We start from the raw sequence: 6,745 nt of genomic DNA on the forward strand, positions 1-6,745 counted from the left end.
CCTGGTGCTGCGGGTCGGCGGCGAGCAGGCGGTGCAGGGCGGTGGTGCCGGTGCGGGGCAGCCCGGTCACGAAAATCGGCCTGGTGACGCGAGTTTCGGTGTGGGTCGGGTTGGCCGCCCAGGAGGCTTCGCTCAACGCGCGGGCCACGAGCGCGCCACGCAGGAAGTAGCGGCTCATCTTGGAGCCGAGCTCGGTGAGCCCGGCATCGCGCTGGTAGGACTCCAGCAGCACGCCGAGCGCCTCGAGATAGTCGTCGGACCCGAAATCGGTGAGCCCGCAGACCTTGGACGCCGAGTGGTGCAGATCCTCGACGGTGCCGACGTTGGTACGTCCGGTCATGGTGGTGAAACTCCTAGCTCAGACGTGGTATTCGCCGCAGTTGACGTCGATGGTCTGCCCGGTGACGGCATTGGCCCACGGCGACGTCAGGAACACGATGGTCTGCGCGATCTCATCCGGCAGCGGCAGCCGCTTGAGATCGGACTTGGACGCGGTCTGCTGGTAGACCTGCTCCTCGGTGATGCCGTACTTCTTGGCGATCTCGCCGAAGTACCACTTGAGCTGATCGGTCCAGATGTAGCCGGGCAGCACGCTGTTGACGCGAATACCCTTCTCCCCCAACTCCGTCGCGAGGGTCTGCGACATGGCCAGCAGCGCCGCCTTGGCGATCTTGTAGCTGCCGTAGCGGGGTTCGGAATGCCGCAGCACCATGGAGTTCACCATGACGACCGAGCCCTTGGTCTCGGCCAGCGCGTCGGTGAACGCCTGCGTCATACGCAGATTGCCGAGCACGGTGAGATCCACGCTCTCGCGGATCTGCTCGAAGTCGGTGCGCGCCAGCGGCTTCATCGACGGCACCTTGAACGCGTTGTTGATCAGCGCGTCGACCCGGCCGAAGGTATCGAGGGTCTGCTTGGCGAGGTTGGCGACCGTCGCCTCATCGGTGATATCGGTGGGCACGCACAGGGTTTCCGCGCCGCCCTCGGCCGCGATCTCCTCGGCGACCTCCTTCAGCTTGGATTCGGTGCGCGCCGCGAGCACGACCTTGGCCCCGGCGGCCGCGGCCTCCAGTGCGATGGAACGGCCCAGACCGGGTCCGATACCGCTGACCACGACGACCTTGTCGGCCAGCAGTCCTGTCTTCAGCCTGGTCATTACCCGAGCATCCTTTCCGCGAAAGCGCGCTGGCGAGCGGCGATCCGCTCGCGCCAGCCGTTCTCGTCGATCCGATTGTGTTCGAAGTTGGGCAGTTGTTCAGCCACTTTGTCGAAAGGCACGAGCTCGATCGTGGGCCCGTCCTCCGGCGTCATCGGCCGGTCCACCCGCTGCCAGCGGAATTGGAGAATGCCCAGCTTGCGGCCGGTGGTCTCGATCCAGTTGGCGACGCCCGGATTCCGCGCCGAAACGACCATCCGGATCATCCCGTCCGGATCCACCTGCGCCTGCGCATGATTCAGCGAGGTCTGGTGGTTGACGTAGTCCAGGGAGATGTACCAGCGGCTGCCGAGCTGGAAACCCTGATACGGCGCATCGGATTTCGGCACGGTGATGATCAGCGCCTGATCGTCCTCGAGCTCGAAATGCCCCACCGAGGAGTACTGCGTGCTCAGCCCGCCCGGCGTGAGCCGCGGTTCGGTCAGCGTGTTGACCGGCAGGTTCAGGTAGAACCATTTGGGGAAGTTGAACCAGGTGTGCACCCGGGTCAGCAGCATGCGCCCGGCCGCCCGGTAGCGCTTGCGCAGTACTTCCACGCCCGCCTCGGCCGGCGCGGTGCCGACGGTGTCGACGCGTTCGATGCGAATGCTGCCCTTGCGCTCGGTATCCCAGTCGCTGTAGACCTCGCGCACGGCCAGCATGGACGCGCCCTCGGGGAGCACGAAGTAGTTCTCCCCCGGGTTCTCCTTGGGCGGCCCGAAGCGCAGCTGGAAGCTGCCGTCCTCGTTGATCCGCAACCGACGATCGTCGAACGCGTCGTCACCGCCGGGCACCTCGGAGGCGGTGTAATCGCCCTTGAGCACCTGGAAACTCAGGTCGACGGTGCTGCCGCGCACGCCGGTGAGCAGGTATTCCGCGTTCGGCTCGACATTGGCGCTCCAGTACAGCGTGTCCGGGTTGTCGAGGCCCATCTTGGTGTACGGCCCGGTCGCGGTGACCAGGTACGGGTGCGAGGTCCCGTGCGCCCGCGACAGCTGCAGCACCGCGGCGATCCCGGCTTGCAGGTAGTCGTACCCCTCCGCCAAGTCGTGCGGGTCACGGATGAAATCCGCTGCGGCGATGAGCTTCTCGGCCTCGGCGACGGCGGCGAGGAACGGCTCGGTGAGCGGCAGCTCGGCGTTTTCGATGTCTGTCATCAGTTTTCTGCGATCCCTAGTGATTCTCGAATTCGATGGGCGATCTCGGACGGCGTCCCGTCCGAGGGGAGGATGGTCAGATCGGCGAACTCCGGCCGCTCGTACGGCGAACTGACACCGGTGAATTCGGGCAGCTCACCGGCGCGGGCCTTCTTGTAGAGGCCCTTCGGGTCGCGCAGTTCGCACTCTTCGAGCGGGGTGTCGACGAAGACCTCACGGAACGGCAGATGCCTGCCGTCGTGCAGTTTTCGCGCTTCCCGCCGCTCGGCGCGGAACGGGCTGATGAGCGAGACGATGGCGACCACGCCCGCGTCGGCGAACAGTGCCGCGACCTCGGAGACCCGGCGGATGTTCTCGCGCCGGTCCTCGTCGGTGAAGCCGAGGTTCTTGTTCAGCCCGTGCCGCAGATTGTCGCCGTCGAGCAGATAGGCGGGCTGCCCGGACTCGATGAGCTGACGCTCCAATTCGACTGCGATGGTGGATTTCCCGGAGCCCGAGAGCCCGGTCAGCCACACGGTCGCGCCGGTGCTCAAACGCTGTCCGCGTTCGACGGCGGAGCTGTGCCACACCACATTCGACGCCTTGTGCTCGACACGCGGTGTGCCGGTGGAGCGTCCGGTGATCATGCCCGCGGCGACGGTCTGGTTGCTGGTCTCGTCGATGAGGATGAAGCTGCCGGTGGCCCGGTTCTCGCGGTACGGGTCGAACAGCAGCGGCTGGCGGCTTTTCAACGTGACGCGCCCGATGTCGTTGAGCCCCAAGGCTTCCGCATCGGTCTGCCGGTGCAGGGTGTTGACGTCGAGCCGGTAGTCCAGGTCGGCCACCTCGATCTTCGAGGTCTGAGTCGCGGTGCGAATGGAGTACGAATTCCCCGCCCGCAGCTGCGTGTCATCGGAGAACCAGCACACCATAGCGTCGAGTTCTCGGTCGGTGTGCGGCTGGTTGCCGGGCCGGGCGAGCATATCCCCACGGCCGATATCGATTTCGTCGTCGAGGGTCAGCGATACCGCCATCCCCGTGAACGCCTCCTCGACCTTGCCGCCGCCCGGAGCCCAGATCTGCGCGACCCGGCTGGTGCGGCCCGACGGCAGCACGACGACCTCATCGCCCGGTTTGAAGATGCCGCCCGCCACGGTGCCCGCGTAACTGCGCTGGTTCTCCCCGTGCGGCCGGATCACGTACTGCACCGGCAGCCGGTTGTCGATGAGGTTGCGGTCGGAGGCCACGTGCACCTCTTCGAGGTGGCGCAGCAGCGGCGGGCCCGGATACCAGTCGGCCGTGTGCTCGGAGGCGTCCACCACATTGTCGCCGTGCAGCGCCGAGACCGGGATGAAGCTCAAGTCGCCGACATCCAGCTTGGTGGCGAAATCCGCGAATTCCGAACGGATCTCCTCGAAGCGCTGCTCCGACCAGTCGACCAGGTCCATCTTGTTCACGCACAGCACCAGGTGCCCGACGCCAAGCAGCGAGGACAGGAAGGCATGACGGCGGGTCTGCTCGGAGACGCCCTTGCGCGCGTCGACCAGGATGAGCGCGAGATCCGCAGTGGACGCGCCGGTCACCATGTTGCGCGTGTACTGCACGTGCCCGGGGGTGTCGGCGATGATGAATTTCCTTCGCGGCGTAGCGAAGTAGCGGTAGGCGACATCGATGGTGATGCCCTGCTCGCGCTCGGCGCGCAGGCCGTCGGTCACCAGCGACAGGTCCGGCCCGTCGGAGCCGCGCGAGAGGCTCGCGCGCTCGATGGCGTCCAGCTGGTCGCTGAACAGGCTCTTGGAATCGAACAGCAGCCGCCCGATCAGGGTCGACTTGCCGTCGTCGACGCTGCCCGCGGTGGCCAGGCGCAAAAGGTTGCGGCGCATCAGAAGTAGCCCTCTCGCTTGCGATCTTCCATGCCGGACTCGGAGATACGGTCGTCGGCGCGGGTGGCGCCGCGCTCGGTGAGACGGGTGACCGCGGTCTCGGCGATCACCTCGGCGGGGGTGGCGGCGGCGGATTCCACGCAGCCGGTGCAGTCGGCGTCACCGAGCGTGCGGAAGCGGACGCTGGCCTCGAAACGCCGCTCCTCGGGACCGAAGGTCAGGAATCGGTTGTCCGCCAACAGCATTCCGTCGCGCTCCACCACGGTGCGGTTGTGCGCGTAGTACAGCGGCGGCAACTCCACCTCGGCCTGGTCGATGTACTCCCAGATGTCGAGCTCGGTCCAGTTCGACAGCGGGAACACTCGGATGTGCTCGCCCTTGGCGTGCCGCCCGTTGTAGAGGTTCCACACCTCCGGGCGCTGCGCGCGCGGATCCCAGGCCCCGTACTCGTCACGGAAGCTGAAGACCCGCTCCTTGGCGCGCGCCTTCTCCTCGTCGCGCCGCGCGCCACCGAAGACGGCGTCGAAACGATGCTCGCGAATCGTGCGCAGCAGGGTGGTGGTCTGCAAGCGGTTTCGCGTCTCGCCCGGCTTCTCGGTGACCCGGCCCGCGTCGATGTCGTCCTGCACGCTGCCGACCAGCAGTTGCGCACCTAATCGCGCGACCGTCCGGTCCCGGAAGTCGATGACCTCGTCGAAATTGCGCCCGGTGTCGATGTGCAACAGCGGGAACGGCAGCGGCGCGGGCCAGAACGCCCGGCGCGCCAGCTCCAGCATGACCGCGGAGTCCTTGCCGCCGGAGAACAGCAGCACCGGCCGTTCGAAGGTGGCCGCCACCTCCCGAATGATGTGCACCGATTCCGCCTCCAAGGCGTTCAGGTGCGACAGCTCATATCCCGCGCGCATCTCTTCTCAACCCACTCGTCGCGTCGTCGTCCTGCTTCACCCGAAGGCTTGCGGTGTCGAATATTCGACGCTATTGTTCGATAATGTGACACCGACGATAGGTCGGCACCCGGGCGGCGGTCAATACCCGCGCCCGAATTCCCGCACACCCGAACCACTCCGATGCGGTCGACCGATACCCCGACCGATACGATTCCCCCGAGACCGCCCGGGCCGCCGGGACCGACACCAGCAGGGATCGAGTTGCCTGAATCCACCACCGCCCCAGTAGCTTCCGGCCCGGGCGCGGCGATCGAGCCGGCTGCCGCCGCCTCGCCGCCGACCCACCGGGTGGTGCAGGCCATCGAATTGCTGTCCCGGCACACCGGTGAGCGGCTCTCCCTCGCCCGCATCGTGCGTGCCACCGGCATGTCCCGCGCCACCGCGCACGCCGTGCTCACCCAGCTCACCGCCGACGGCTGGACCGTGCGCGACGGCGACGGAAACTACAGCCTCGGACTGGGTTTGCTGACCGTGGCGCGCCGCGCCGACACCGCCTTCCCGCTGCGGCGGCTGGCCCTCGATGCCCTGCACGGCCTCGCCGACGACCAGCGCGTGCCGGTGTTCCTGGCCGAACGCGAGATCGACGCCATCGTCATCACCGAGGTCATCGGCACCCCGTCGGTGCCGTGGATCCGCCCCGCCCGGCGCATGCCCTTCGCCCCGCCGGTCTGCCGCGAATTCATCGCCTGGGCACCGGAATCCGAACGCGCCGCCTGGCTCGAGGGCGCCGACCCGCTGCACCGCCCGCGCCTGACCGCCGTCCTCGACGTCATCGCCGAACGCGGCTACTCCGTCGAACGCCTCGCCGACGAATCCGCGCCCATGCTCGAAGCGCTGGCGACCCTGCGCCATTCACCGGTCACCGACCCGCTACGACACCGCTTGTCGGCCATGATCGCCGACCTCATCACCATCGACTACCTGCCCGACGAACTCGGCGACCACAATGCCGTCGTCTCCGTCGCGGCTCCCGTCTTCGCCGCCGACGGCACGGTGATCGCCTCCATCGTGTCCTGCCCCGACACCAATCTCCCCGCCGCCCGCCTGCGCGCCCTGGCCGCCGCCACCGTCACCGCGGCGACCTCCGTCACCACCACGCTGCGGGCCTGACGGCCGGTTCAGCCGAGCAGGGACTGCACGGCGGTGTAGGCGAGCAGTGTCGCGCCCAGGCCCGCGATCAGGCTGGTGACGACGTTCAGGGCCGCGTACAGGTAGGCGCGTTGTTCGGCCAGGCGGACCGTCTCGAAGCTGAAGGTGCTGTACGTGGTCAGCGCGCCGCAGAAACCGGTGCCCACCAACATCATCCACGGTGTGGAGAGGGCAGCCCCGGAGATCCCGCCCAGCACCAGGCAGCCGGTGAGGTTGACGGTGAATGTGCCCCAGGGGAATACGCTGTCGTGCCGGGTCTGCACGGCACGGTCGGTGAGGTAGCGCAGCGGTGCGCCGACCATCGCGCCGAGGGTGATGAGCAGCAGCGTCATGCGGTCACCTTCCAGGCCGACCGCGTCCACCGGGTATTGCAGCAGGCCCGCGTCGAGTTGCCGATCCGCCAGCAGCCGAACCTGTTCCGCCGTGGTCAGCTCC

The 6,745-nt window shown here is 67.5% G+C and carries 7 protein-coding genes; 1 reads left to right on the forward strand and 6 read right to left on the reverse strand.

Annotated features, from left to right (window positions below):
* From ACWELQ_RS33740 to cysD, 5 genes are all read right to left on the reverse strand, one after another.
* A partial coding sequence (locus ACWELQ_RS33740) for a sulfotransferase (RefSeq protein ID WP_452401083.1) occupies positions 1-340 on the reverse strand: 340 nt, incomplete at its 3' end.
* Positions 341-358: 18 nt separating this feature from the next.
* A complete protein-coding gene (locus ACWELQ_RS33745; RefSeq protein WP_452401084.1) occupies positions 359-1,156 on the reverse strand; it encodes an SDR family oxidoreductase in 798 nt (265 codons plus the stop codon).
* The gene (locus tag ACWELQ_RS33750) at positions 1,156-2,352 is read right to left on the reverse strand and encodes a hypothetical protein (protein WP_452401085.1); all 1,197 of its coding nucleotides are present in this window, start codon (positions 2,350-2,352) and stop codon (positions 1,156-1,158) included. The genes ACWELQ_RS33745 and ACWELQ_RS33750 overlap by 1 nt, the downstream gene beginning before the upstream one ends.
* Positions 2,352-4,214 (reverse strand): adenylyl-sulfate kinase, encoded by a 1,863-nt coding sequence (cysC, locus tag ACWELQ_RS33755; protein WP_452401086.1) that lies wholly within the window; start codon positions 4,212-4,214, stop codon positions 2,352-2,354. Before cysC ends, ACWELQ_RS33750 begins: the two co-directional genes overlap by 1 nt.
* Entirely contained in the window at positions 4,214-5,119 is a 906-nt protein-coding gene (cysD, locus tag ACWELQ_RS33760) for a sulfate adenylyltransferase subunit CysD (RefSeq protein ID WP_452401087.1), read from the reverse strand. The genes cysC and cysD overlap by 1 nt, the downstream gene beginning before the upstream one ends.
* A 243-nt stretch (positions 5,120-5,362) precedes the next feature.
* Here cysD and ACWELQ_RS33765 point away from each other — a divergent pair, with 243 nt between their 5' ends.
* The gene (locus ACWELQ_RS33765; protein ID WP_452401088.1) at positions 5,363-6,271 is read left to right on the forward strand and encodes a helix-turn-helix domain-containing protein; all 909 of its coding nucleotides are present in this window, start codon (positions 5,363-5,365) and stop codon (positions 6,269-6,271) included.
* 8 nt (positions 6,272-6,279) lie between these two features.
* Here ACWELQ_RS33765 and crcB read toward each other — a convergent pair.
* The coding region (gene crcB / locus ACWELQ_RS33770) for a fluoride efflux transporter CrcB (protein WP_452401089.1) at positions 6,280-6,745 on the reverse strand (466 nt) is incomplete at its 5' end.

Source organism: Nocardia sp. NPDC004722, from assembly GCF_053601505.1.

Coding starts and splice junctions, on each gene's coding strand:
- ACWELQ_RS33745 (WP_452401084.1), bottom strand. CDS start 1,156: ATGACCAGGCTGAAGACAGGACTGCTGGCCGACAAGGTCGTCGTGGTC.
- ACWELQ_RS33750 (WP_452401085.1), bottom strand. CDS start 2,352: ATGACAGACATCGAAAACGCCGAGCTGCCGCTCACCGAGCCGTTCCTC.
- cysC (WP_452401086.1), bottom strand. CDS start 4,214: ATGCGCCGCAACCTTTTGCGCCTGGCCACCGCGGGCAGCGTCGACGAC.
- cysD (WP_452401087.1), bottom strand. CDS start 5,119: ATGCGCGCGGGATATGAGCTGTCGCACCTGAACGCCTTGGAGGCGGAA.